The following is a 26040-nucleotide window of genomic DNA, read 5'->3' as shown; positions in this document are numbered from 1 at the left end:
GATTGACTTTGATTAAAATTCCATTTACAGTGGAAGGGCCTGACAATTCCCCTTGCATCCCAGTTGCACTTTCTCAAAAGGTGCTGCACCCTTCATGCTTGCAGCAAACAGGAGGATTTATGCAGAAATGGACTTTTGCTTCCGCCCTCACCTTGCTGGTGGCCTGCTCCAGCAGCCAGAGCCCTCAGTCTCCAGACGTTCAGCAGCAGCGTCTGGAGTCCAGAATTGGCGTGATCAGCTACTGGGGCACCGACAGCAGCCTCTACAACCAGTTGCCCACCAATGGCCTCGCCCTGATCAACCCTGAAAATGGCATCTTTCAGGGGCAGACCACCACCCCTGTCAACAATGTCAGCACCTTTAAGGGAATCGTGGACACCCAGAACGCCAGAGGTGTCAAAATGCTGGGTTATGTCCCGACAGGTTACTTCAACCACGGCTGCAACCAGATCGGGGTGTGCCAGACCTGGGCCAGAATTGAAGCGCAGGTGCAGGCCTACTTCCAGCAGATGCCCAACCTGAAAGGGATTTTCTTTGATGAGGCCGCCCCCAGCAACTGGAGCTGCAGTGCCTTCGTGAATGAATACCAGCAGCTCAGGAACATCGTCAACAAGTACCGCAGTGGTGCTCTGATTGCCTTCAATGCAGGGATTGCCGACACTTGCGTGACCAGCGCGGTAAATGCTGACGAGATTGCAGTGCTGTTTGAAAGCGACATGAATGCTTACGCAGCCCAGGCCCAGAACATCATCAACGCCACAAACGCGGCCCATGCCAGAGGGGCACTGGTGTGGCATCTGGTCCACTCCGTTCCCACCCAGACCGACATGGAGCGGGTCGCCGAGGACATCAAAAACCGCAATGCCGATTACGGCTACATCACCAACATCGGGGGCAACTGGCAGGCCGGAGAGAACACCTGGGGCAGCCTTCCCGTTTACTGGACCCGCGAAACCCAGGTCCTGCATGGTGGAACCACCACAGGCGGTGGAGGTGGGGTCAACTGGGGCAACCTCAGCAAAAAACTGGTGAATTCCTCCAGCCAGCTTTGCCTGAGGGGCACAGGAAGCGTGGTGGACCAGCAATCCTGCAGCAGTGTGAGCGCATGGACACTGACCTACCAGAACGTGTCCGGTCATTTTTACCAGCTGAAATATGGCAGCAACTGCCTGTACATCTCTTCTAACAATGCCAACACCGTGAACTGGGGCAGTTGCACCCAGGGAGACCGTCAACTGTTTGCCTTGCAGGAAAGCGCAGGTCTGGTGTACTTCACCTCGAAGTCAAATGGACATGCCCTCACGGTGAACAGCAACAGTGCAGGAGCATGGCTCAGTGCATGGCCTTATAGCGGAGCGGGCACCCAGAAGTTTTACTTTCAGTGATCTGGAGGTTTTTGTTTCCAGCACCTGCTCAGCTGGTGCTGGTTTTTGATGTTTTGCAGTGGTTGTGATCAAAACGTGCCCTTCAGGCCTGAAAATTGTGCATGATCTGAGACAGGGCTGAGTGACCTTCATGTTGATGAGGAACCATCTCCGGGTGTTTCCCGTAATCAGCTCCAGTTCAGGCTGCTCAGACCAGGACCTGAAAACTTTACCTGTCAGGTTTCGGACAGCCCTTTCTGGTTTAATGAAGGCAAGTCCACAGCTGGAAGACCAGAAGATCAAGCATTCAACCACACAGGCATCTGCCTGAGGAGGCACCCATGAATCTCAAATCCGCATCCATCAAAGCCCTGGGCCTGCTTGCCTGTCTTGGCCTCAGCAGCATGTCTTACGCAGAAAACCGGGCACTTCTGGTGGGACTTGCCGAATACAAGGACCCCAAAGCCAACCTGCGCGGTCCAGAGACCGATGTGAAGCTGATCCAGGAGGTGATTGGGCAGATCGGTTTCACTCCCGATCAGGTGCATGTGTTGCTGGACCGCCAGGCCACCCGTGCCAACATCCTGAGTCAGATGCGCACCTGGCTCACCGAAGGGGTGGGTCCCAACGACAGGGTGATCTTCTATTACTCCGGTCACGGTGCCCAGGTCAATGACCGCAGCGGTGATGAATCCGATGGCTGTGACGAGTCCATTGTGCCCTACGATCTGAATGTCATCCTCGACGATGAGATCCAGACCATCTTGCAGCAGGTCAAGGCCAGGGAAATCCTGGTGATGTTTGATTCCTGCTTCAGTGGCACCGTCACCAAGAGCCTTTTTGACATTGATGATGGTGTGGATGCAGACACCAAATTCTGGGACAAGGCCAGCACCGGGTGTGGTATTGCAAGCAACAAGGAATTCTCCCTGGACGATGGCGCACTGGATGCCAGCAAGGCTGTGAACACCCAGAATTACATTGAATTTTCTGCGGCTGCAGAAAACCAGGTGGCCCTCGGAGCCCTCAGAAAAGGGGAGGGCAGTGCCTTCACCCAGGCGGTTTACAACGGCCTTTCCACCCTGCCCAAACCCATCAGCTTTGAGGCTTTAAGGAATTATGCGGTGGACTGGATCAAACAGCGGGCCAGATCCAGGGCCCACACCCCCCAACTCTCGGGTCCCGAAAAGTGGCTGAACAGTGATTTCTATGCCTTTGGTGACGCCGACCCTGCTCCGGCGGTGACCCCTCCTGCCACCGTCCAGAATGCCAGCAGCCCATCTGAGCTTTTCCAGCAACTGGTCAACAAAACCCAGTTCAAGGTGGAAGCACAGGCCAGTCAGCCTTCCTACAAGCTCGGTGAGCGCATCTCTTTCAAAGTGCGCAGCAGCAAGGCCGGTTACCTGAACATCATTGAACTGGACCCCAATGGGAATCTGGTGGTGGTGTTCCCCAACACCTACAACGACAAAAACCAGATTCGGGCCAACGAGGTGATCACGCTTCCTGGATTGCGATATGGCAACTTTGACTTCACAGCCATTGAGCCTGTGGGCAAGAGCCGTGTGCTGGCCCTGGTCACCAGTCAGCCCCTGAACCTCCTCACCGAAAACGTGGGCAACCTGACCGGTCTTTTCAAGGTGATGACCGAACAGGACACACCCGCACTGTCCACTGCTGTGGCACGGGCCATCGGGGTTTCAGCACCTGTGGTGTCGCCTTCCACCAGCAACACAACCACCACAACCACAAACCCTCCAACCACCAACACATCCACAATTCCCGCAAATCAGGGGCCTTCGCATTATTATGGGGCAGCTGAACTTGAATTGATCACCACCCGATAACACAGCTGGCTTGCTAATATTCTGCACAAAACAGATCCTCCGCCAAGAGGATCTGTTTTGTGCAGATGCCCTTCTTGAAAGGAGCCTGAATTTTGGCTGAAGTTAAGCTGATTTCTGTATTTGAAGGCGGTTAGAATTTCATCTCTGCTTTGTAAACCCCGGGGTTTACCCTTACAACAATTCTTTCACTCTTCTTGTTGCAAATTCCCCTACCATGTAGAAAATCAATTCCTCTGGAGTATATTGTGCGCCCCTCCCACTACACCATCACCCAAGAACAACGCATTGACCGACTGTTCAGTTTTTCCATCCTGGACACGCTGGATGAAGCGGTATTCAACAAAATTGCTGAAGATCTTGCCGTCATTTTAAATCTGCGTGGGGTGGTGATCAGCTTCATGAACCACAACCGGGAATGGTTCCGGGTGTGTGCCCACCTGCCAGAAGGGAAGGCCGAACAACTGGTGATCCTCTGTGATTATGTGCTGCAGTTTGGACAGCCGGTGTCTGTGTCTGATGTGCAAAATCCAGACCGGTACCGTCTTCCCCTTCCTGCAAAGGTTCCCGGAGTGCAGTCTTTTCTGGGGGTTCCCCTTGCAACTCCAGATGGCTACCGCCTGGGAGCCATTGTGGGCATCTGCAAGGAGCCTCACCAGTTCACAGCACGCGACATTGACATCATGCAGCGCTTCTCTGCGCGGGTGATCAGTGAACTGGAACAGCGCTTGCTGAGGGCAGAATTCGAACAGGTCAATGAAGACCTGCAGACCATCATGGCCCACTCTCCAAGTGGTTACGTGCTGCTCGATGATCGGGAGAAGATCATTGGGCTGAACCCTGCAGCAGAACGCATCACCGGGGTGCTCTGGCAGCAGGGAGAAACCTTCAACTGGAAAGCCCTCAAAAAGGACAGCAAGGTGTCCAGCAGCCGGGAAGAACCCGTGTACTCCCGCTGGGTGGGGCAGGGATGGTTCCAGTTGACCCGCATCCCCATGCAGCGCAAAGATCGCACGCTTCTGGTGTTTGAAGACATCACAGACCATGTGGAATACCAGCTGTACCTGCAGGACATTGCTTTCAAAGATCAGGTGACTGCTGCCGAGAACAGACATGCTTTTTATGCCTACCTGCGCAGTCGTTTTCGTTCTGGGCCTTTTGCCGTGGCTTTTCTGGACCTGGACCACTTCAAACAGGTCAATGACACCCATGGTCACCAGGCCGGAGATGAAGTCCTCAAGGAAGTGGCCCAGCGCCTCAAACACGCAGTGCGCACCCAGGACCGGGTGTACCGTCTGGCCGGGGATGAATTCACGGTGATTCTGGGGGGAGATGTTTCCGATGACATGCTCACCCAGATTGCCGACCGCATCCTCAAAGTCATGCGAGAGCCCTTTCACATTGAGGAGAACCACATTCACATCGGGGTCAGCATAGGCATCACCCGGGCGATTGCAGGGGAGTCGGTGGATGCCCTGCTCAAGCGGGCAGACAGCCTGATGTACGAGGTCAAGCAGGCCGGACGCTTCAATTTCCGCATGGGATGAGTTGAGGAGAGGTTTGCTGGAAAAGCAAAAGGGCTGGGGACCTGCACAGGTCCCCAGCCTTCCTGTCTTCACCATAGCACAATCCATTTCCGGGTGCCGTCTTGCGTCTCACATTGGTTTTTTCTGGAATGCTGCATACTGTGCAGGTTCAAGGAGGATCAACCATGGACCTGACATCCCTGAAAACCAGCTCTGGGTTTTTTCTGCAGCCTGTCGCTGAGTGCAGGTCATTCAGCCTGAATTCAGCACAATGGCTTAGTTGCATGTGCATATAGTTGGACGATGCAATTATCTGCTATAACAATCACATGCAGGATGCACCGATCCCCCAGCTTTTCGATTTTCTCAAAACCCATCAGGAACTGGGCCAGGCTTTAGGAAGCCGCATGACCCAGCGTCTGGAGCAGGAACACAACCTGCAGCTCAAAGACCTGATCATTGCCCGGGAAATCCACCATGGTGCCCGTTATCCCAGCGAGATTGCAGACCGGCTGCGCATTCCCAGAGACATGGTCAGCCGTTCCATTGACCGCCTGATGCAGATTGGCACCATTTCCCGCGAGATCGACCCGAAAGACTCCCGCCGCACCATCCTGACCATCAACCCGGAAGGGGAGGAAAAGAGGCTGCAGGTGCAAAAGACCATCTACAACACGGTGCACCCGCTGGTCAGTGGCCTCACCGAAGACGAGCTTTCCACCTTCATCTCCCTGATGCGCAAACTGCTCGATTCCATCTACGAAAAAGAAAGAACCCCTCAGGAAAAGGAAAACGCATGACACAGATCACGATCACACCCAGAGAACGCAACCTGATTCTGGGCTCCATCATGGTGGTGATGCTGCTGGGCGCTCTCGACCAGACCATCGTCTCCACCGCGATGCCCCGCATCATCGAGCAGCTCAAAGGCCTGGAACTCTACTCCTGGGTCACCACAGCCTACATGCTCTCCAGCACCGTCATGGTTCCCATTTACGGAAAACTCTCTGACCTTTATGGACGCAAACCCATCATGATCATCGGGGTCATCATCTTCCTGCTGGGCAGCATGCTGTGCGGACTTGCTGGTGAATTTGGCACCCTGCCCCTCCTTGGAGACGGCATGACCCAGCTGGTGGTCTTCCGGGCCATTCAGGGCCTTGGTGGTGCAGCCCTTTTCACCATCGCCTTTGCGGTCATCGCTGACATCGTGCCCATCGAGGAACGCTCCAAGATTCAGGGCCTCTTTGGTGCAGTGTTCGGACTGTCCAGTGTGGTGGGTCCTTTCATTGGGGGTTTCCTGACCGACCACGGGACCATGCACTTCCTCGGGCATGAAATTGCCGGATGGAGATGGGTCTTCTATGTGAACCTCCCCATCGGCATCATCAGCCTGTACATGCTGGTGACCCACATGCCCCTGCTGAAGATGAGCCTGGAGAAAAAACCCCGGATCGATTATGTGGGTGCAGGTCTGATCATCACCACCTTCGTGCCCTTGCTGCTGGCCCTCACCTGGGGTGGGCACGCCTACCCCTGGGATTCTGCCCGCATCCTTTCCCTGTTTGGGGTGTCCCTGGTGTCTCTGGTTCTCTTTCTGATCACCGAATCCAGGGTCAAAGAGCCGATCATTCACCTGGCCCTCTTCAGGAACAAAGTGTTCACCATGAGCAGCATCACCTCCATTGTGATCAACATGGCCTTCATGGGTGCCCTGATGTTCCTTCCCCTGTTCATGCAACAGGTTCTGGGGATTTCCGCCACCAACTCCGGGACCACCATGCTGCCCCTGATGTTCGGGATGATTTTCTCCTCCATCATCTCCGGGACGATCATTGCCCGCATCAAGAAGTACCTGCCTGTTTTGATTGTGGGCAACCTGATCATGGTGCTTGGCCTGTTCCTGCTCACCACCGTCAGTGTCAACAGCACCCAGTGGGACATGGTCTGGAGAATGGTGATTCTGGGCCTCGGCCTCGGACCTGCCCAGAGCGTGTTCACCCTTGCCGTGCAGAATGCTGTGAAACCCACCGAGATCGGTGTGGCCACCTCTGCAAGCCAGTTCTTCCGCCAGATCGGTGGGACCATCGGGGTGGCCATTTTCGGAACCGTTCTCACCAACACCCTCACCACCGAAGTTCCAAAGCACATGCCCAGCATGCCTGGACTGCAGGGGCAGAGTTTCTCCGGGTTCGGTGGAGAAGGCAGCGCTGCCCTCACCGGAAATCTGGACATGACTGCCCAGGTGAAAAAGGCTTTCGATGAGCAGTACGCCACCATCAAAAATGCCCTGAATGGGGACCAGAAGGCCCAGGCTGCAGTGCTGGCCGACCCTCAGACCCCTGAGCAATTGAAAACCCTCGTTTCAAATGCCGACCGCACACCAGCCGCCATGAAAACGCAGGTGCTGGCACAGCTGAAAACCAGCCTGGACCAGCAGGCAAAAGAACTGGCTGTGAAACTCAACGCCGGGCTCAAGGAAGGTTTTGCCGTCAGCATCATTCACCTGTTCTGGGCCGGACTGTACATCTCACTGCTGGCCCTCCTCCTCAGCTTCTTTGTGCCTCAGATTCCCCTCAAAAACCGTGAAACCGCTGTTCGCACTGTTGCAGCAGATTGAGCCTGACCAGATCCAAAAGCCCGGAGAGACCTCCGGGCTTTTTTGATTCAGCTGTTTGACTTTATTTCAGAGGAAACTGCACCACCACAGTGGTTCCTCTGTCTGGTTCGCTGTCAAGCCAGATTTTGCCATCGTGGTTTTCCACAATCCATTTTGCAATGGGCAGGCCAAGACCTGTTCCTCCCGGATCATCGTTGCGCTGTCTGGCCTTGTCCACCCGGTAGAAGCGCTCAAAGACGCGAGGCAGGTCTTCAGGTCCGATGCCGACCCCGGTGTCTTTCAGGCGAAGTTCTGCCAGATGGCCCTGTTGTTGCAGACTGAGCTGAAGGGTTCCACCTTCCGGGGTGTAACGCACGGCATTTTCCAGCAGCACCTGAAACATCTGCTCCAGCCTTTCGTGGTCTCCCTGAATCACTGTTCTCTCCAGCCCTCCGAGCTCGAAGTGATGGGTGGGGGTCACAGAACAGACCTCATGCCAGATGCCCCGCAGCAGGCGGTCCAGACGGACATCCTCCACCCTGAAGCTGAGCCCCATGTCTCCTCGGGCCAGGACCAGCATGTCATTGACCAGACGGCCCAGGCGCATGGTCTCCCACAGGGCCTCTGAAAGAATCTCCTGCTTTTCAGTGTCTGGCAGGTGGAAGTGTCTGGAGAGAATTTCCAGATTGCCCTGGATGGCGGTGAGCGGAGTGCGCAGTTCGTGGGCTGCATCCTGCATGAACTGCTTTTGCAGGCGCATCACCTCGCGCAGTTGCAGGTCCTGTTCTTCCAGCACTTTCTGGGCCAGTTTGCGGTCATGGATGTCCAGGCAGCCTCCCAGGTAACCCAGGAATGTCCCATGCTCACTGAAGTGCGGAACACCCCTAGAGACCGTCCAGCGGTGCTCCCCGGAGACATGCAACATGCGGAATTCCACTTCATAGGGTTCTCTGGCGGCCCAGCGCTTCTGAAACTCGACATTGCAGGACTCAAAATCATCAGGGTGCACCCCCTGGGCCCATCCCCAGCCCAGTTCCTGTTCCAGGGTGCGGCCCCGGAAGGAAAGCCAGCCATCATTGAAGAAGGTGCACTGCTGCTTTGCATCCATCATCCACAGCATGACCGGTGCGCTGTTGGCAATGGTGCGAAAACGGTTTTCACTTTCCTGAATGCGGGCCCTGGCTTCCACAATGTCGCTGATGTCCCTGCCAACAGCCACCACCCGGTCCCCCTCCTGCAGGGCGGTGTTCCAGGACATGTGCACAGCGTGGCCGTCTTTGTGAACAAAACGGCAGCGGTAATGCCGGATGGATTGCTGCTCCTCAAGGTGTTCCCGGACCAGCTTCAGGGTGGGCTCCAGGTCCTCTGGGTGGATGAATTCGGTGATGCTGCGCCCCACCATCTCGTCTGGGCGGTAACCCAGAATCTGCTGCACTGCATCGCTGACCGAGGTGTACATGGTGCCCTTGCGGGTGATGATCATGTCAGGAGAGTGCTGCAGAATGTTTTGCAGCTCCTGACGGGTCTGCTTTGCCACATCTTTCAACTGTGAGCGGTGCAGCCCAATGGTGAGGCCCTCTGCCACCTGTGCTGCACGCACAATCTGCTGGGTGGTGGGCTCCAGATCCTCTTCGCTGGCAGCATAGATCAGGCCCAGGGTATCATCGGGCAGCCTGAGGGCACAACAGAACAGGGTGTCCAGACCATAAGCCCGCATCAGCAGGTGCTCGGCGGCTCCCATTTTGTTCAGGTCCCGGGTCCAGACCAGTTGAATGTACTCCCCCTGCTGGGCCTGCTGACCCAGCGAAGGTTCTTTCAGGTTGATGCGGGCGTTTTCCAGCAAAGGACGTTCATCTGGATGGATGCCATATGTGCCCAGAGGTTTCAGGACTCCTGTGGGTTCATCCTGTGACTGCAACCACACTGCTGCCTTGCTGCAGTGCAAGGCCTGTGCAAAGAGGGCTGCGAACCTGTCTTCAGCATGGTTGGGCCACTTGAGGGCCAGTTCGGTGATGGAGGGACGGAAGGACAGGGACATGGAAACTCCGGGGAACAGGAAGAAACACACTCAATATAGGAAAAGAGCTGCACATGAAATGCACGTTTGACTGCTGTTGCAGATGGTTTTAAAAGATGCTACACCATTTTGCCTCTCAGGCCTCTGACAGAGCCCATCCGGTGGACCCTGCAGAGGGGCAGGAGGAGATGGGCGGTCTCAAAACTGCACAGGACGGGTCTCTGGCCCGTCCTGTCCTTCTGGATGAAACCCATGACTTGTCTTCAATGCAGCAGTGCTCGATTCAATTCCACATACAGGTTCCGGGTCTGGCTGGAAGGCCTGAGGCCCAGGTCTTCCAGCGCCTGCTCGCAACGCTGGTAACTGCGGTGCAGCACGTCCATCTGACCTTGCAGGTGGGCACAGCGCATCAGCAGGCGGGTGGCATCTTCGGAAGCTTTTTCCAGCATCAGGGCGCGTTCTGCGAGGGTGGTTGCCTGAATGGGGTTCTGGTGCAGCACCTGCTCCCCGGCCTGCACCAGGGCACGTTCAAGCCGGGTGCGGTACAGGACCCTCTGGTCTTCAAGGGCAGCCAGATCAAACTGGGTGCTCAGGTTGAGAGGAAGGTTCAGCAGGGCTTCCGGGCTGCAACTGGAATCCAGGACCCGGAAGGCCTCCCAAAGGTCCACCTTCAGGTCCGGGCTGGGTTTGAGTTTCAGCACGTCACTGCGTTCCAGAAAGTAGCCTTTGGCATCTTCACTTTCCAGGGTCTGGCCCAGGGCGTGCAGCACAATGCGGAAGTTGCGCTCCGCAATCTCAGGGGCCTCTTCTGGATAAAGGGTCTCAATGGCCACATCCCGGGTGATGCCCTCAGGACTGACCACCAGCAGGGCCAGCAGGTCACGGGCTCTGGCCCGGCCCCAGTCCTCGATGGGGTTTTGGTCCCTGAAGACTTTCAGAGGACCCAGCAGCTCGATCCTGAGGGTGTATCCAGGGTGCCTGTCTGGAAGCCCAGAGTATCCGAGTTGCTCTGCCAGGTGGTCCAGATAAAGGCTGTGTTCCGGGCTGTGGGCCTTCAGCAAGATGAGTGCCTGAATGCGCTCAGATGAATTCTCGAAAGGGTAGAAGAGAGATGGCCTGAGCAGCAGGAAACTGTAATCGTGCGACTCCATGTTGTGCAGGAGCCTGTGGGCCAGTTCTGGTCCAGGGGTCTGCAGGTATTCCAGCAGGTCACACAGGCATTGCAGGAAAGGGTCATGCAGGCTTCTCACGGCACCTGCTGCCTCAGAAAGCACCTGACGGGACTTCTGTGTGCTGGCGTGGTGCAAGCCGTAAGCGTAGATCAGGTGCATCAGCGCGTACATCCAGCGGTCTCCGGAATCCTGCAGCACGGCACGGGCTTTTTCAGCGTGTTCTTCTCCTCTGCCATACAGGCGGGCATCCAGGTGGGCCAGACCCATCTGGGCCTCGATCCGCAGCCGAGGGGCCACTGTCACCTGGCCCTGTTCCAGCGAGTTGAGGTAGGCGGTGCGGGCCTCCTCAAACTTTCCTGCGCTGATCAGGGCATGCCCCAGGCGTGCATGGGCCAGGGCCAGACTGAAAGGACTGACCAGCCTTTCGCTTTCCCTGATCCCTTCTCTGGCGCACTGCTCGGCTTCTTCAGTTTGACCCAGAAAAGCATGAAGCAGGCTGGAGAGCAAAAGCCCTTCCCGGTGCCCTGAGGCCAGTCTGGGAAGGCCTTTTTCGTCCCTTGAGGCATGTGTGGCTGCATGCAGGGCTTCCCGCAATTGACCGGAACGGAGGTGCAGTCGGGCCGGACTGGTGAGGTGCCTGATGTGGCGTCTGGGCCTTTCAACCTCTCCCTCGTTCAGGGCATTTTCGGCCTGCATGGTGAGGAATCTGGCCTCCTGCGCTTCATTTCTGGGCAGGTGAGCAACCTTTTCCAGCAGTGGAACCGCATGCAGAGGACTCACCGTGTCCAGATACACTTGCGCTTCACCCAGCAGGGCCTCAAGTTCGGGACCCTGACGGTAGGCCGCAATCGCTTCCGGGTACCTGCAGGCGTGCCGCAACACGTCCCCCTGCAAGATGTGCAGTTCAGGATGGGCACCAAAGCGTTCCGAGAGCAGATTGAGGGCGCGTCCAACCAGTCGGGCACGTCCTTCCATCAGCCAGCGACTGCCGTGTTCACACAACAGTTCTGCAGCCCGTTCAAGGTTGCCTGACAGCAGGTGGGCATTGAGGGCATTCCTGAAGCGGGAACGCTTCTCGTAGGCCAGTGCACCCCTGGCGGCAATCTGCTGCTGCTCCTCTTCAGAGAGGGTGCTGCGCAGGTGGGTTCTCAGCAGGGGATGGGCATGGTAGGCTCCACTGGCATCCCTGGACAGGAACGTTCCAGACCGGGCCAGGGTTTCCAGGTGGGTGCGGGAGAGGGGCTCCTCAAGGGCCTCTTCCATGATTTCGGGGGTCAGGACCTCAAAGACGCTGCTGCGCCTCAGAAAACTCTGCAGGCCCGGGTCCAGAGGCTCCAGCACTTCCTGCGCCACATACGCAAAAAGTTCACCCAGACCTGCACCACGCAATTCCAGGTCCTCCAGCGTTCTGGGGGTCACCCGGCCACTCGAGAGGGCCTGCACCAGATACCGTGTGGCAATCGGCCAGCCTTCTGTGACATTCAGGCACAATTGCACCTCGGCAGGGGAGAGCTGCACCTGGGCTTGCTGCAGCATGGTCATGAACTCTGCAGCACTGAAACTCAGTTCGTTGGAGCTGATCACCCCGAGTTCACCAGAGGCCCGGGCTTTCACCAGTTCAGGCAAATGGATGGGCCTGCGGGTGCCCAGAACCACCCGGTTCTGCTCCAGCAGTTTGCGCATCACACCATGCAGGGGGCTCTCGGGAAGGTGCTGCGCTTCATCGATGATCAGGGTGATCCCATGCTGGATGAGTGTGCCGATCAATGTGTCCACCAACTTGCTGATGGGGGCCTGTTCGTCCAGCAGGTGAGTCAGGCGGTCTCCCAGCCCCAGACGCTCCAGACCCAGTGCAAAAGCGCCAATCAGGTGCACAGGTTGCAGGTCATCGGTGTCCATGGTGTACCACAGGCATTTCTGGGCATGGTACAGCCGGTACAGCACGCTGGTTTTTCCGTATCCTGCTGGAGCCTGTACCACACAGAGGCGGGTGGCCTGCATGTCCTGGAGCAGGTGCGGACGGTCCATCACCCCGCGCAACTGGGGAGGGCGGGTGCGGTGCTCGGGGATGTCTTCGCGCCACATGGAGGTTTACCGGGCGGTCCAGCCCAGGTCCAGATTCAACACTGAACCCGTCATGCCCCAGGCGGCTTTTGAGGCCACATAAGACACCAGAGCCGCGACATCCTCTGGCTCCAGAAGCTGCTTGATGGCCGCAGGTTCCAGCATGACCTTCGAAACCACCTCTTCAATGGGAATGTTGCGGGTCCTCGCCTGGTCTTCAAGTTGCCTGTCCACCAGTGGGGTCCGCACGTAGGCCGGGCAGATGGCATTCACCGTGATGCCTGTGGCTGCACCTTCCAGAGCGGCCGTCCGGGTGAAACCAATCAGTCCATGTTTGGCGCTGATGTAGGCACTTTTGAAAGGGCTCGCCACCTGACCATGCACAGAAGCAATGTTGATGATCCGCCCCTGACCAGAGCGACCAAGCAGTTCCCAGGCGTATTTGGACAGCAAAAAGGGTGCCGTGAGCATCACATGCAGCATGGTGTCCCAGGTGTCTTCGGGAAAATCTGCAATCGGGCTGATGTGCTGAAACCCAGCGTTGTTCACCAGCACGTCCAGACCCCCCAGGGCCTCTTCCACCTGCCCGATGGCGTTTTTGCAGGCTTCACGTTCTGCCAGATTGGCAGGCACAAAGAGCACTTCTTCCTCTGATGCCACTTTGCGGTTGTGTTCAGAATCCAGGTCCAGGGCCGCGACCTGCAGGCCGTCCTGTTTCAACCTGCGAACAATGCCCAGGCCAATGCCACTGGTGCCACCAGTGACCAGTGCGATGCGTGTTGACATGCATGTATTCTATCCAGACCCACGCACAATCTGGTTACACCTGAAAGGGAATCAGCAACCGCTGCAAGGTTGTGAAGGAGAGCTCTGTGTGCTCATCAATACAGGTTGTTGCTGTACCCCCTGTCCCGGGTTGGCGAAAGCAGCCTGGGTTCCCAAAATCACCAAGATACCTGCGATCCAGAGTCGTGTTCGTTTCATGACTCCATCTTAGACAGAGTCTCTGTGATTTCACAGGGATTTCCCTTACTGGAATCTTTATCTTTGAGGTGCAGAGAGGCAATACGGTCCAGAAACACCACTGGAGGCTTTCCCAGACGGTGAAGCAGTTTCTGGTGGCTTTCCATCAAAGCCACTGTGTCCTGTCCCGATCCCTGCTTCTGCTGATCCAGCAGGTGCAAGGGATATCCTGACACAATCTGTTGATTGAACTTGACCTGCTGTGGACCAATTTGCAGACATGTGTCAGCTCCAGCCTGCAGCAGTTCAGTGTGTTCTGCCAGAATACACAGAGCATGAGGTGAAAAATGACGCATCCACCAGATCACCCAGCGCAGTCCAGCTGGTGACAGGAGTTGCAGTTGCTCCAGCAAATCTGCTGCTGTTTGCTGCAAGGCCAGTTTGTCTGTAGGACCGAGAAGCATGGCGACCTCAAGGCGTGCTGCCTGGTGGGCCACCACCAGCTGCAGGATTCCGGTAATGGGTTTTTGGAGCGCATGATCCAGCACAGAGATGGCCTGTGGGTCACCGGCCAGGGCAAGAGCCAGAGCTGCAGACATCTGGGTGAAAAACCGGACAATCTCATTGCCGGTTGATGGCTGATGAAGCTCCAGAATCTGGGGCAATTCCACCAGCTGAGAACGCTGAGGGCTGTGCCATGGAGCGTGGAACAAATAGCGGTCACAGCGAACCCGCAGATCTTTCAGCAGCAGCAGAGATTCCCCCATGATTTTGAGGTTGACATCTGCAGGATAATCGGGAATGGGTTCATCCCAGGTTTGCAATGAAGCCAGCCTCAGGGCATGTTTTGCCCATGGAGAGAGGCCATTTTCTCCCATGCCCAGCATCCAATGCAGCAAAGTCATGTATGACATGCTGAAATCGGCAATGGCTGTGTTGGCAGGAACACGTTCCAGAATTTCCCGGTAGGTGGAACGCGCCTGTTCCAGTTTGTTGTTGAAAAGGTCCCTCCGGGCAAATTCCATGATGGCGACACTTCGGGTGAGCTGATCGCCCAGCAACTCAGAAAGACGCACAGCTTCAGAGAATTCCCGCTCTGCAGAGTCCATCATGTTGAGGGTCACAAAGGCCACCCCACGGGCAACATGCAGCCGTGCTTTGGCCTCCAGATTGGTTGGTTTTGCATTGATCGGCCACGTCACAGAAAAACGGGTGATCACCTTGCGCAATTGTTCCTCTCCACCCTGCCTCACCAGTTCGACCACATACCAGGCCAGACAGAGGGGCTCTGCAAGGTGGGATTCGAGTAAACCACGCATGGCCTGATACTGGCCCAATCGGTACAAAATACGTGCCCGTCTGGCCTCCCGGATCTCACTGAAAGGCAGGGCCTCCAGGGCCTTCAGGAGATCAGGCAAGACACCTTCCTGCTCGCACTCCATGTAGAGCTTCAGGTAATCCACTGGGGAGTGAATCAGCTGGCTCAGGTGCTCGGCAGGGGGAAGTCGCATGGATGTCTTTAATGTACCTGATGCATGTGAAAAATACCGTGAATGAAGAATCCATTTAGGAGGGTGGCAAAAGTTCTGTTTCTGGGAACTTCAGAGCCGTGCTTTTGAGATTGAGAATGGGGGTCTGCTCTGCTTTCTTTGTTATACCTGGAAAGCCCCGGAGGCGAAACCATGAGTTGTGTCTCAAGTTACACTTTGAGCCAACCACTGCCCTGTTACGAGGGTGTCTTAAACAGGCTGCCCACAGGTTCTGATGGTGCGTGATGAACCTCATTCTGGAGCATAGTTTTCTGGAGGGCTCTCTCTGTTTCTGAGACTGGGAGGGTGCCTGACTTTCGCATGATTCAAACGTGATTGTGCGCTCTAGACCGCTCTTCAGGGTAGAAGCCGAATTTCTGCGCGGTTTTCAGGTCTTGCAGATCTTTCATTTCTTGCGTCCTGTGGTGCAAAGATTGTTTGTTTGCGTCTGGAACAGAGAATTCATGCAAGACTGCTTGTGTGGGGTGATGCACTTCATGTGAACCACTGCGCAATCATGCACCGTGAAATACCTTATACCCAGGCACAAAGGCAGCGCAAAAAGCGCACAGCCATGATGCACACAACACATTCTGGCCCCTGAATCAGGAGGCCAACAAAACCAGGACCTTCGCAGTGTCCACAGTACAGCTGTGGATGCACCGTCCCCTCTTGCCCTTTGCAGGGCCAAACCATCAGGAGCACGACATGAAAAAACCGATTTTTGCAGCCCTTTGTCTCACCCTTGCCTCTGCCGCTTTCGCCCACCAGGGCATGCCCCACGATCACCAGACCACTGCCCAGGCCAGCACCCCCACCCAGGAGCAAGTGGCCGTGCAGGCCAAACGTCTCGGGCTCCCTGAAGGCACCATCAAGATCTCCGAATGCGTGCCCGGCATGGGCGAACACTGGGCCAACCCCAGGGACCTGCCCTTTGGACCCATTTATGGCGTGATGGGCAACAAGGTGGTGTTCGTCGAGGTGATGGTTGACCACAACCTCTTCAAGAACGGGCAGAGCTGGGTGGACATCCTCAAACCCCTTCCTGGCAAGCGCATCAACCATGTGGACATCGAATTCCAGCCCCAGGGCCATGATGGTTTTCCGGTGCCCCACTATGACATCCACGCCTACTTTGTGACCCACCAAGAGCACATGAATTACTGCCTCCCTGTGCAGTGATCTTTCTGTGCACTCCTTTCCGCAACAGACTTTTCACCCCCATTCATCCTCAAGGAGCACCTGAAATGACCACCCTGAACACCCTCACCCCTGATGCCATCGCCTACCTGATCTCCCACTTTGAAGGCGAAGTGCTGCTGCCCCACACCGAAGAATTTGCCACCATCACCCGCATCTGGAATGCTGCCGAGCAAGCCGAACCTGCCATCGTGGTTCGCCCCCTGAGCAGTGAAAGTGTGGCCCTTGCCCTGCGTTTCGCCCTTGCCCAGGGTCTGCCTGTTGCGGTCCGCACGGGGGGACACAGCCCTGCCGGATTCGGGTCCATTCGCGGCGGCCTGGTGGTGGACACCTCCAGCCTCAGACACTTCGAGGTGGATGTGGAAACCAGCCGTGTGACCCTCGGTGCAGGCTGGAAATGGGGAGAGGTGGCCCAGCAACTCCACCCCTACAACCTTGCGATCACTGCAGGTGATGCGGGCTCTGTGGGTGTGGCCGGACTGGCCCAGGGGGGTGGCATTGGCTGGATGGTGCGCAAACACGGCCTGAATGTGGATCGCCTGATCGCCGTGGAACTGGTCACCGCGAGGGGTGAACGGGTTCGCGCCTCTGCAACCGAGAACAGCGAGCTGTTCTGGGGCCTCAAGGGTGCTGGCAGCAACTTTGGGATCATCACCCGACTGGAATACCAGGCCCACGAAGGCGGCATGATCTACGCTGGAATCGTGTTCTACAGTGGTCTGGAAGCCGAGAGGGTGCTCAGTGAATTTTCCAGGCTGGCTTTCCTTGCTCCTGCCGAACTCACCTGCCAGGCCCTGCTGATTGCCGCTCCTCCTGCTCCTTTTGTGCCTGCTGAAGCGGTGGGCAAACCTGTGGTGGGCATCGTGGGTTGCTACAGCGGAGATGTTCAGATCGGTGAACAGGTTTTCAAGCCCTTCCGTGAACTGGGCAACCCTGTGGCAGACCTCTCAGGTGTGATGCCTTACCCTGCCCTCTTCACCCTGATGGCTGAAGGTGAAGCTGCAGGAAACTTCCACACCGTGCGCTCTGGATTCATCAAGGAGATGCATCAGGACTTTGTGCCTGTTCTGGTCGACCAGTGCATCCGGCAGATGGCCCCCACCCAGTTTGTGAGCCTGCGTGTTCTGGGGGGCAAGATGGCCCAGATTCCTTCCAGCAGTGCTGCGTTCTCTCACCGTGACAAAGGGTACCTGATCATGGTGTCCAACATGAGCCCCAGCAAAGACCACCTCCCCATGCTCTGGGCCGAAACCGAACGCATGTGGTCTGCACTGACCCCTTTCACTGAAGGCCTGTACGGCAGTTTCGCAGGAAGCCGTGACACCCACAGTGTGCAGGACGTGTTCAGTCAGAGCACCCTGGCTCGCCTCTCCCACCTGAAAGCCCAGTATGATCCCGAGAATGTTTTCTCTCGCAACATCAATGTGGCACCTGCTGCAAAAGAACCTGTGACCCTGTAATCTTCCAGGTGCATCAAGAAGATCTGGCAAGTGCATTCTGCCAGATCTTCCAGGTTTGTGGTGATGTGCAGTCGGGAACAGACATGATTGTTTTGAACCGAACACAACCGACTGGCATGGAATTGAGGCAGCTCTGCAGCAAACCAAAAAACAAACCTCCTCGCCGTGGTGGAAGGAGGTTTGTTTTTGGTTTGTTGTTTTTATTTCTTCTTGCGGCTGGACCCGAGTTTCTTGCCCTTTTGCTCGCTGGCTTTCATTTTCTCGCGGGTTGCTGCAGCAGCAGCCCTGAAGTCCAGAGCCCCACTGGAATAGGCTTCAAGGGTGGGTTTGACCCGTTTCTGGCGCTTGCTGGTGTTGAGGTCCAGGGTGACTTCCTCATACCACTTCTGGTAAGTGGGGGTCACTTCGAAAATCATTTCCTTGGCCTGTCTCTTGTAGGTTTCGTTGCTGTTGCGGCGGCTGTACTCTTTGGGCAGTTCAAAACGGCCCTCAATTTCTGCAGCATCAAAGACTTCGTCACGAACTGCATTGCGGAAAGCACGAACAAACTGATCACTGCGCTGGGGATTATTGAGTCCGGATACGGCTTCACTGAGTTTCTGGAGTTTCATGATGTGTAGAATAACAGGAACAAAATGGGAAATCAACAATATCACAGGTTCGATGTTGAGTTTGAGAAGGTGATTGCTTCTGCTGGACTTGATGTAGAGGATCATAAATGTAAAAAATCTCACACATCACCTGTAGTGAAGCTGAGAAATGTGCTGGAAATTCAAAAAAGTATCGCTCTGGAAGAGAAACAGGCAAATTCAGTCTATGCAAGTGCACCAGATGCAAGTGCATTTTTCACTGTAACAGCAAAGGTGGCGGCCCGAACCCATTGTGCACTGCAAATCACTCAGTTTTGCTTCAGCTTTGATGTGTTCTTCTGGCAAAAAGTTGAAAAGGGACATCCAGCTGATTTTTCCGGTCCTTATTTGCAATTGTTGGTCGGTCTATCCTGAATGCCGGTCACCCTCAAGAGCATGTGTTTGACTGAAATTGCTCTTCACAAAAACCAACATCAAATGAACCCATTTTGCCTCACGGATCATGGACCAGTTTTGACAGCAAGTCCAGGGTCAGGGTCTTTGCATCCAGAACTTCACTGATTTGGATTTGACCTTTTCCCTGGTGTGCTGTAGAACACCTTGCACTCTGCAGGACCAGCGTCTGTTAAAATCAGGGTTTATGGAAGACCCCTCCCAGATCGCCAGAACCTTGCAAGCGTGCGGTCTGCGTCCCAGTGCACCCCGCAGGACCATCCTGACGTACCTGCATTCCTGTGAAGACCACCCAACCCCTTACGAAATGCTGGATGGCCTGAAGCGGACAGGCCATCCCATCAGCATTGCAACCCTGTACCAGAACTTGCAGGTTCTCTCGGAAGCAGGCCTGATCCGCAAGTTTGTGGATGCAGAGGGTACCGCCCGTTATGACGCGAACACCAGTGCACACCATCATCTTCATTGCACGGTCTGTGGACGGATTCTGGACCTGGTTCTGTCAGAAGGCCTGCAAGCAACACTTTCTCAGCTTGGGAAAGAGCAGGGCTGGCAGGTGGCAGGTGTTCAGCTGGAACTTGAAGGCACATGTCCGCAGTGTCAGGGAAATGCCTGACCCAGTCGTGTTGCAACTTTAATATTCATAATCATTATGAGTATGTGTTATACTGCCTGCGATATGGCAGATGATCAGAAAACATTGACCACCAGCACTGGTGCTCCCGTTGAAAACGATACCCACACCCAGACCGCAGGATGGCCTGGCCCCAGCCTGCTGCAGGACGTTCACTTCATTGACAAGATGGCCCACTTTGACCGGGAAGTGATTCCCGAGCGCCGGGTGCACGCCAAAGGTGCAGGAGCTTACGGGGTGTTTGAAGTCACCCACGATGTGACCCAGTACACCCGTGCCAAATTCCTCTCAGAGGTCGGCAAGAAAACCGAGGTGTTCCTGCGCTTCTCCACCGTGGGTGGCGAACGTGGCAGTGCCGACACCGAGCGTGACCCCAGAGGCTTTGCCGTCAAGTTCTACACCGAAGAGGGCAATTACGATCTGGTGGGCAACAACACTCCGGTCTTCTTCATCCGCGACCCCCTGAAATTTCCTGATTTCATTCACACCCAGAAGCGCGACCCCCGCACCAACCTGAAAAGCCCCAACGCCATGTGGGACTTCTGGAGCCTGCACCCCGAGAGCCTGCACCAGGTGACCATCCTGTTCAGTGACCGGGGCATTCCGGCCAACTACCGCGAAATGCACGGCTTTGGCAGCCACACCTACATGTGGTACACCGACGCAGAACATTATGTCTGGGTCAAATACCACTTCAAAGCCAGAGGCGGCTTCAAAACCCTGCCTGCGGCAGAAGCAGAACGCCTGAAAGGCGCAGACGCCGATCACGCCACCCGCGACCTCTTCGACAACATCGAACAGGGGAACTTCCCGGTGTGGGATGTTTCGGTGCAGATCATTCCCTCTGAAGAGGCCAGAACCTACAGATACGACATCTTCGATGTCACCAAGACGGTCAGCCAGAAGGATTACCCCCTCATTCCCATTGGCACGCTGATCCTCAACCGCAACCCTGAGAACTACTTTGCCGAAACCGAGCAGAGTGCCTTTGCACCCAGCAACTTCGTTCCTGGGATTGCGCCCAGTTTTGACAAGATGCTGCAGGGTCGCCTCTTCAGCTATGCAGACACCCACCGCCACCGTCTGGGGGCAAACCATCACCTGATTCCCGTGAACAACCCCAAAAACTCAGGTGGGGCCAACTACCAGCGTGATGGGGCCATGATGACGGGCAGCAATGGAGGGCGCGGCCCCAATTACTACCCCAACACCTTTGGTGGACCCCAGGTGAAAAGTGACATTTCCATTCCCCAGCTTTCCGTGATCGGGGCCATGGGTCGCCAGGATTACACCCACCCCAACAGTGATTTCGAGCAACCTGGCATCCTGTACCGCGAAGTGATGACCGAAGAGAAGCGCGCCATTCTGATCGACAACATTGTGGGAGCCCTCGGTGGTGCCATCAAACGCCTGCAGTACCGTCAGGCAGCCTTGTTTTATCTGGTGGATGAGGACTATGGCACCCGTGTGGCAAAAGGTCTGGGCCTCGATCTCAACCGTGTGATTGAACTGTCCAGGCTGTCCCAGGAGGAGCGTGTTCAGGCCACCCTGGACGATGAAGCCTTCAAAGAAGTGGCAACCGTTTAAGGGTTGACAGTTCACAGTAAACAGTTCACAGTGTTTCTGGCAAAGCCACCATACTTCAAAATATGGTGGCTTATTTTTTAATAGATTCCATTTATTGATGTTGGTGCAAGATCTTGCAGGTCTTTTTGCCCAGCGCTTTCCCAGATGAATATTGCAGATCATGGCCTCCATTAACTGAGCGAAAGCCAACATCAAAAACTGTCTACTGTAAACTGTAAACTCAATCCTGAAATGGAAGCCACTGAAGGCCTTTAAGCATGGTCAGGAAAAAATCCGGGTCTCCCAGCCAGGGCTTGCTGTACCCCAGATCTGCTGAGAGGTCACGGGCTGTTTCATTGAGCAGGGTGAGGTCTCGCCGCAGTTCCTCAATGGTGGGGTAGGCCGTGCTGGCAGCCCCGATGCTGATTGCGGCCAGAAAATGCCCGTTGGCCCCGAACACCGGGGCGGCGAGTTCCACCGAGTGCTCCACCACCTCTCCAAAGCTGGCAGCCATCCAGGTTTTCTGGGTGAGGGTGTCCAGCGTTTTCAGTTCCTCCAATGAAGTGGGGGTGGTGCGGGTGTATTTGGGGTGGGGGGCCTGGAAAGTGTGTTCCCGCACGCTGTTGGGGGCAAAAGCCAGCAGCAGGCGTGCCGATGCACCACAATACAGGTCCACCCTCTGTCCTGGAACGATGTAGAGCCTGAGTCCTGCCTGGGCCTGCACCACCTCGGTGTACACCCCATCGAATCCATCAAGAACGGCCCACTGGCTGGTGTGCCCGGTGATGTTGCGCAGGCGTTCCAGATAGGGGAGGGCAATGCCTCTGGACGGAGAGCTTTCCTGCACGAAGGCTCCCAGACGGATGAACTGGGACCCCAGTCGATAGGCGTCCCCTTCCCGGCGCAGGAAGCGGTATTTTTCCAGCACACGGATGGACCTCAGGCAACTGGCTTTGGGCAGGCCACTTTCCCGGGCCAGCGCGGAGAGGGTCCAGATGGGGCGTTCAGGACAGAAGAAAGTGAGCAGATGAAAGGGCCTTTCCAGAATGGGAATGGCGGATTCTTGATCTGCGTTCAAATGGTGGTCCGTTGAATGGTCCATCGTAGCGGTCACCGTACCACAGTTTTATACTGGTGAAAACCTGACAATGCTTCCCAGCTCTTGAACTGCGATCCTGCCTCGCCACCGAAAGGAACCCTCAACAGACCTGCCCCACAAGTCAACATGCCTCCAGTCTAGCATTTCACCCCCTCTGCGCTGACCTGTTGTGCAGCAGGATGGTACTTCTGCTGCCAGAAGTGCAGTCCTGTGCTGCATCGAGAGGTCGTTTTCTGCCCCACGGTATTCCGGTGGGTGGACCAATATTGCCGAAAAAACCATGACTGAACCTGACCCACTGCCTGAACTTCAAGCTTTTCTGGACGAGCTCCACCAGACCCTGGCCTCTGACCTCACTGGAGATGTGGCCCATTACATCCCTGAACTCGCCACTTCAGATCCGCACACCTTTGCCATCAGCATCACCACGAAAAATGGAAGGACATTCCAGGCAGGAGATGTGGATGTCCCTTTTACCCTGCAATCGGTGTCCAAGCCTTTCAGTTATGCCCTGGCTTTGCAGGACATCGGTTGCGCGGAGGTCCTACAGCACGTGAATGTGGAGCCCAGTGGCAACCCCTTCAACTCCATTCGACTGGATGAGGGCCGCTCGGTGCCGGACAATCCGATGATCAATGCAGGTGCGCTGGTCGTCAGCAGCCTGCTTCTGGGCAAACATCAGGAAAAAGCATTTGAGCGCCTGCTGGACCTGTTGCAGGACCTGACAGGAAAGCCCCCCCGGATCAACCTGAATGTGCTGCAATCCGAGAATTCCACAGCGCACCGCAACCGGGCCATTGTCTATCTGATGCGCAACCTCAACATGTTGGACCAGGACCCGGAAAAAACGTTGCAGCTTTACCTGCAGCAGTGTGCCCTGGAGGTCACATGTGCAGACCTTTCCATGATGGCTGCCACCCTTGCCAGTGGAGGGGTGCATCCTCTCTCAGGGCAACGCATTTTTGATCCTGCAGTGGTGCGTGCGGTCCTCAGCGTCATGTACAGCTGTGGCATGTACAACAGCGCAGGAGACTGGGGGTTCAGGGTTGGGCTTCCTGCAAAAAGCGGGGTGAGTGGCGGCCTGATGGCCGTGGCTCCTGGCCAGATGGGCATTGCCATTTATTCTGCAAAGCTGGATGCCCACGGGCACAGCCACAGGGGTGTGCTGGCCTGCCAGAGGATCGCTGAACGCCTCGGACTGCACCTCTTTTCTGCATCAGGGGTGCTGAGATGACCCTGCTGGAACGGTCACAGAGCCTTCATGCCCCCACCGGAACCCGAACCAGGTACCTGCTGGATTGCACCACCCTGGACAGCACCTTCACCACCCTGTCCAGTGGATTGCAGGTCCCAGAAGCCATTTTGCAGGACCTTCTGCTGTCTTTGCCTCCCCGCAAGTTGCACTCCAGAAAAAACATGCAACTCGGGCCAGCAGATGACGTGCTGTGGCGAGAAATGAAACGCCTGTATCCCCTGAGGCCCGAAGGTGTGGGCACCTGCTGGTTCCACCTGACCCGCGTGCGAGACCCCCGGGTGTTCCGCCTGGGACTGCTCAACTTTCAAAAAGCCCTCCCGGGCATGTGGGACACCCTCTGGGAATGCGCCAGACCCTACATCTCCCTGCAGGATTGGGTCCGTTTTCGGGAGAACCTTGGGAACCACCGCCTTCGCTGGCTCTATGACAGCAAGCTTGCAGATCCCACCCAGTGGGGGCCACATGGAATGCTCATCCAGGAAGCTGCTTTTCAGGCCCACCTGCTGGGCAACCAGGATTATCTGGATGCGCCTGAAACCGTTCTGGACATCTGCCGCTGCTTTCATGGCACGTTCGGGATGGACCTTCTCACCCTGTACCGCCAGAACACCCACCCGTGCATCGTCAAATTCAGGACCAGAGGAACCCCGCAGGCAGCCTGGAACAGGGCACTGTATTACTGCTATCGGCACCTGCACCAGCTGGAAACCCCCGCCCAGAGCAACCTCTGTTTTGACGGGCAGGGCACAGGGATTGCTGCCAGAGACATTGTGCATGTGGAGGTTTTGCCCCTGCACTTCTGAATTCAGCGGGGTGCAGCGAGCCATCCCAGGGCCACAGCCTTCAGGACGGCCTTGGTGCGGTCTGTCACTCCAAGCTTTGCCAGAATGGTGGACACGTAATTCTTGACCGTCGATTCCGAGAGGTTCAGCGCTTTCGCGATGCGTTTGTTCTCCAGTCCTGCAGCCATCAGGTTCAGCACGTCCTTTTCTCTGGGAGACAGGGCTTCGACATCCTTTGGCATGGACAGGCGCTGGGCCACAATGCGCTCGGTGGAACTGGCCACTGGAACGTAAAACCGCTGCTCTCCACTCATCACTGCAGTGACTGCCTGTGCCACAGCTGCAGGATCGGCGTCCTTGAGCAGGTAGGCGTGTGCACCTGCGCGTGCCCCTTCCACAATGGCCGTGTCGTCATCGAAGGTGGTGAGCAAAATGACCTTCAGGTTGGGATGCTTTCGCAGCAGTTCGCGTGTGGCAGTGATGCCATCCATGACCGGCATTCGCACATCCATCAGCACCACGTCCGGGTGCAGGGTTTCGGTCAATTCCAGGGCCTCTTTGCCATGTCCAGCAAGCCCCACCACCTGCAGTTCGGTGTTGCGGGACAGCAGGAGGGCCAGACCTTCCCGCATCAGGGCCTGGTCGTCGGTGATGAGCACACGGATGGGATTCATAGAGGGACCTCCTGAAAAGGAATGAGGGCCTGGACCTGAAAGCCTCCCCGAACACCTCGACCTGCCTGAAATGTCCCATCCATTTCCAGCACGCGTCTTTGCAGGTGTTGCAGGCCAAAACCAAACTGCAGCTGTTCCGGGCAGCTTCCATCATCCTCGACCTGGAGCCGCATGCCTCCATCCAGCCAGACCAGCTCGATGTAAGCATTCTGGGCCTGTGCTGCATGTTTGCTGGTGTTGGTGAGGGCTTCCTGCACCAGACGGTAGGCCAGATCCTGTTCGGCCTCGGTGGACTGCTTCTCCTGGCCCTGAACTTTCACATGCAGTCTGAGGGTGGGAAGTTGCTGCTGCAGATCGTGCAGGGCGTTCACCAGCCCTTTTTCTTCCACAGCAAGGGGACGCAGGGCCGTCACAGCCCTGCGGGTTTCGGAGAGCACTTCACGGGTGAGGTCCCTGGCTTTTTGCAACTCGGTTCTGGCCTGTTCCAGATGGTCGTCGAACAGGGTGTCACAGAGGCTCAGGCGCATCTGCAAGGCCACCAGTTGATGCCCCACAGCATCGTGCATGTCACGGGCCAGTCGGGTGCGCTCCTGCAGCCTTGCATGCTGGGCGACCACCGGAAGGTAGGCACTGAGCTGTTCATGGGCCAGGGCCAGTTCCTCTCTGGCCTGGGCCTCCCGGATCAGGGCGTCTGCGGCCAGCAAGGACAGAGTGAACGCCACCGACCACACCACCCACCACTGCCACAGCCCGAGTTCCACGGGTGCACGCACCCCCACCATCACCGAATGCATGGAGATGGGCACCGCCAGGAGCCACCCCAGGGGCAACACCACCTGCAGAGGCAGCAGAAACCGCAACTGCAGGATGATCCCTCCGGTGATGACTGCAGGTGCAAGCAGGGCAGCAGAAACCTGGGCAATCAACAGCACTGCGGCAAATTGTGCCAGCAGGGCCAGCGTTGCCACCAGCAGACGGTTCCTGCTCAGGGCATGGAAAAAGAGCAGAATTCCTCCCACCACCAGAGCGTCCACAGTCAACTCTAGTGCAGGCAGGATGTGCATGTAACGCACCGCATATGCTGTGCGAAAAAGGGCGGAAACCACAAATGTGAACAGCAGAAGCTGCCTGACCACAGAAAGGGGTGTGGAAACGGCCATATCCCAGTATATTTGCGCAAATCTGACAGTTTCCGTTAGGGCCATTGGTACCACCCACCGATGGCCCTCCTCTTGCCAGAAAGAAAGGC

At 56.3% G+C, this 26040-nt stretch carries 20 protein-coding genes; 12 read left to right on the top strand and 8 right to left on the bottom strand.

Features of this window, described 5'->3' with window-relative positions; genetic code table 11:
• Positions 1-119 precede the first annotated feature (119 nt).
• From DC3_RS14395 to DC3_RS14375, 5 genes are all read left to right on the top strand, one after another.
• A complete protein-coding gene (locus tag DC3_RS14395; protein WP_146885439.1) occupies positions 120-1385 on the top strand; it encodes a spherulation-specific family 4 protein in 1266 nt (421 codons plus the stop codon).
• Positions 1386-1705: 320 nt separating this feature from the next.
• Positions 1706-3211 (top strand): caspase family protein, encoded by a 1506-nt coding sequence (locus tag DC3_RS14390; RefSeq protein WP_146885437.1) that lies wholly within the window; start codon positions 1706-1708, stop codon positions 3209-3211.
• A 245-nt stretch (positions 3212-3456) separates the two neighbouring features.
• Positions 3457-4755, top strand: a complete 1299-nt coding sequence (locus DC3_RS14385) for a diguanylate cyclase domain-containing protein (protein WP_146885436.1) — start codon at positions 3457-3459, stop codon at positions 4753-4755.
• Positions 4756-5063: 308 nt separating this feature from the next.
• Positions 5064-5534, top strand: a complete 471-nt coding sequence (locus tag DC3_RS14380; protein ID WP_146885434.1) for a MarR family winged helix-turn-helix transcriptional regulator — start codon at positions 5064-5066, stop codon at positions 5532-5534.
• The gene (locus DC3_RS14375; protein ID WP_146885432.1) at positions 5531-7354 is read left to right on the top strand and encodes an MDR family MFS transporter; all 1824 of its coding nucleotides are present in this window, start codon (positions 5531-5533) and stop codon (positions 7352-7354) included. The genes DC3_RS14380 and DC3_RS14375 overlap by 4 nt, the downstream gene beginning before the upstream one ends.
• Positions 7355-7415: 61 nt before the next feature.
• Here DC3_RS14375 and DC3_RS14370 read toward each other — a convergent pair whose 3' ends face one another.
• The 4 genes from DC3_RS14370 to DC3_RS14355 all read right to left on the bottom strand — a co-directional run bounded on the left by DC3_RS14370 (position 7416) and on the right by DC3_RS14355 (position 15060).
• Positions 7416-9371 (bottom strand): PAS domain S-box protein, encoded by a 1956-nt coding sequence (locus tag DC3_RS14370; RefSeq protein WP_146885431.1) that lies wholly within the window; start codon positions 9369-9371, stop codon positions 7416-7418.
• A 242-nt stretch (positions 9372-9613) separates the two neighbouring features.
• Positions 9614-12607, bottom strand: a complete 2994-nt coding sequence (locus DC3_RS14365; protein ID WP_146885429.1) for an AfsR/SARP family transcriptional regulator — start codon at positions 12605-12607, stop codon at positions 9614-9616.
• Between the two features lie 6 nt (positions 12608-12613).
• Positions 12614-13372 (bottom strand): 3-hydroxybutyrate dehydrogenase, encoded by a 759-nt coding sequence (locus tag DC3_RS14360; RefSeq protein WP_146885427.1) that lies wholly within the window; start codon positions 13370-13372, stop codon positions 12614-12616.
• A gap of 194 nt (positions 13373-13566) precedes the next feature.
• On the bottom strand, positions 13567-15060 hold the full coding sequence (locus DC3_RS14355; protein WP_146885425.1) for a hypothetical protein: 1494 nt from the start codon (positions 15058-15060) through the stop codon (positions 13567-13569).
• A 726-nt stretch (positions 15061-15786) separates the two neighbouring features.
• Here DC3_RS14355 and DC3_RS14350 point away from each other — a divergent pair.
• Positions 15787-16260, top strand: a complete 474-nt coding sequence (locus DC3_RS14350) for a hypothetical protein (protein WP_222594771.1) — start codon at positions 15787-15789, stop codon at positions 16258-16260.
• A 65-nt stretch (positions 16261-16325) separates the two neighbouring features.
• Positions 16326-17738: an FAD-binding oxidoreductase gene (locus tag DC3_RS14345; RefSeq protein WP_146885465.1), complete on the top strand. Its 1413-nt coding sequence runs from the start codon at positions 16326-16328 to the stop codon at positions 17736-17738.
• Positions 17739-17938: 200 nt separating this feature from the next.
• Here the strand turns inward: DC3_RS14345 and DC3_RS14340 are convergent, their stop codons facing one another.
• Complete coding sequence (locus DC3_RS14340; protein ID WP_146885423.1) at positions 17939-18349, bottom strand: hypothetical protein; 411 nt, start codon at positions 18347-18349, stop codon at positions 17939-17941.
• Between the two features lie 24 nt (positions 18350-18373).
• Between DC3_RS14340 and DC3_RS14335 the strand changes: the two genes are divergently transcribed.
• The 3 genes from DC3_RS14335 to DC3_RS14325 all read left to right on the top strand — a co-directional run bounded on the left by DC3_RS14335 (position 18374) and on the right by DC3_RS14325 (position 21002).
• Positions 18374-18742, top strand: coding sequence for a hypothetical protein (locus tag DC3_RS14335; protein ID WP_146885421.1), 369 nt, complete (start codon positions 18374-18376; stop codon positions 18740-18742).
• 226 nt (positions 18743-18968) lie between these two features.
• Complete coding sequence (locus DC3_RS14330) at positions 18969-19397, top strand: Fur family transcriptional regulator (protein WP_146885419.1); 429 nt, start codon at positions 18969-18971, stop codon at positions 19395-19397.
• A gap of 63 nt (positions 19398-19460) precedes the next feature.
• Entirely contained in the window at positions 19461-21002 is a 1542-nt protein-coding gene (locus DC3_RS14325; RefSeq protein ID WP_146885417.1) for a catalase, read from the top strand.
• 220 nt (positions 21003-21222) lie between these two features.
• On the opposite strand, the gene DC3_RS14320 is transcribed toward DC3_RS14325, so the two are convergent.
• Positions 21223-22083 (bottom strand): IclR family transcriptional regulator, encoded by an 861-nt coding sequence (locus tag DC3_RS14320; RefSeq protein WP_146885415.1) that lies wholly within the window; start codon positions 22081-22083, stop codon positions 21223-21225.
• Between the two features lie 277 nt (positions 22084-22360).
• Between DC3_RS14320 and glsA the strand changes: the two genes are divergently transcribed.
• Positions 22361-23314 carry a glutaminase A gene (glsA, locus tag DC3_RS14315; protein ID WP_222594770.1) on the top strand — a complete coding sequence of 318 codons (954 nt, stop codon included), beginning with the start codon at positions 22361-22363 and terminating at the stop codon, positions 23312-23314.
• Positions 23311-24138 carry a hypothetical protein gene (locus DC3_RS14310; RefSeq protein ID WP_146885413.1) on the top strand — a complete coding sequence of 276 codons (828 nt, stop codon included), beginning with the start codon at positions 23311-23313 and terminating at the stop codon, positions 24136-24138. Before glsA ends, DC3_RS14310 begins: the two co-directional genes overlap by 4 nt.
• 2 nt (positions 24139-24140) lie before the next feature.
• On the opposite strand, the gene DC3_RS14305 is transcribed toward DC3_RS14310, so the two are convergent.
• Together DC3_RS14305 and DC3_RS14300 are read right to left on the bottom strand one after the other, a co-directional pair.
• The gene (locus DC3_RS14305) at positions 24141-24791 is read right to left on the bottom strand and encodes a response regulator transcription factor (RefSeq protein WP_146885411.1); all 651 of its coding nucleotides are present in this window, start codon (positions 24789-24791) and stop codon (positions 24141-24143) included.
• A complete protein-coding gene (locus DC3_RS14300) occupies positions 24788-25951 on the bottom strand; it encodes a sensor histidine kinase (RefSeq protein WP_186816042.1) in 1164 nt (387 codons plus the stop codon). Before DC3_RS14300 ends, DC3_RS14305 begins: the two co-directional genes overlap by 4 nt.
• Positions 25952-26040: the final 89 nt, after the last annotated feature.

The organism is Deinococcus cellulosilyticus NBRC 106333 = KACC 11606, assembly GCF_007990775.1.
GTDB classification, from domain to species: domain Bacteria; phylum Deinococcota; class Deinococci; order Deinococcales; family Deinococcaceae; genus Deinococcus_C; species Deinococcus_C cellulosilyticus.
Note: the sequence above shows the minus strand (reverse complement) of the source record. Positions and strands in the feature narration are given on the sequence as shown.